At 59.6% G+C, this 1,001-nt stretch carries 1 protein-coding gene; it reads right to left on the bottom strand.

What is annotated here, in order from left to right; translation table 11 throughout:
* Positions 1–62: 62 nt before the first annotated feature.
* A partial coding sequence (locus RMO15_RS31200; RefSeq protein WP_309722525.1) for a sulfatase-like hydrolase/transferase occupies positions 63–1,001 on the bottom strand: 939 nt, incomplete at its 5' end.

The following is a 1,001-nucleotide window of genomic DNA, read 5'->3' as shown; positions in this document are numbered from 1 at the left end:
GGAGGTGATGCAAACACTCAATTTACATTTCCATGAAGTGTGCCCCCGCTGGAACTACACATTCAAGCCTCGCTTGACGCCAACGCCAAGGTAAGGTTTGCAATGTCAAGATACGGAAGTAGATTTTGGACGACTACTAAGTCCGTCAGCTCGGTGGGATCGAGCTTGAGGTTGTAGAGCTCCCAGGGCTTACCGGCTAGCCCCACCAGCTTCCAGTCGCCGTCACGGACGGATTTATTGCCCTCGTGCTCAATAAAGATCGGGCGCGGCAGCAGTGGCTTTCCCGCAAGTGCGGGGGTGAGGTTTATGCCCTCCACAGCGAGCTTGCCACTCGGGTACGACGCGCCACAGAGCTCCAGGAGGGTCGGCATGAAATCCGTGATGTAGCCGGGCTGGGAAGTCAGCGCACCAGGGCGCGTCTTGACACCGGCGGGCCAGTGGACGATCATCGGCGTGCGAATCCCGCCCTCGTGGTTGTAGTGCTTGTAGAGCCGCCAGGGAGTGTTGCTGACATTGGCCCAGCCGCTCCCGTAGCTGATGTAGCTCTGTGGAGCGCCCACCGTTTTCAAATCCGGCCCCGTGTGGAGCGTGTTCTTCGGCCCCGAGCTCTCGTCGAAGCCCCACGGGTCCCACTCCGCACAGCCGCCATTGTCCGAGAGAAAGAAGATCAGGGTATTGTCGAGCTGCTTGGTCTTCTTGAGATGCACCACAATCCGCCCGATGTTCTGGTCCATCCGGTCTACCATCGCTGCAAAGACCGCCATACGCCGCGCGAGGTCTCGGCGTCGGTCTTCGGGCAAGCTCTCCCACGCGGGGTTGTCTTTGTCGGCCCAGCCGGTTTGTTTATTGAAGCGATTCTCGGGCACGACACTGCGCGGTGTGAGCGCCAGATTTCCAGGCACCAGCCCGAGCTTCTTCTGCCGCGCTAGCCGGTCTTCACGAATCTTATCCCAGCCCTTCTCAAAGTAGAGCCTCTCGTACTTGGCGATCTCGCTCTCCGG

The organism is Armatimonas sp. (assembly GCF_031410135.1).
Lineage (GTDB): Bacteria > Armatimonadota > Armatimonadia > Armatimonadales > Armatimonadaceae > Armatimonas.
Note: the sequence above shows the minus strand (reverse complement) of the source record. Positions and strands in the feature narration are given on the sequence as shown.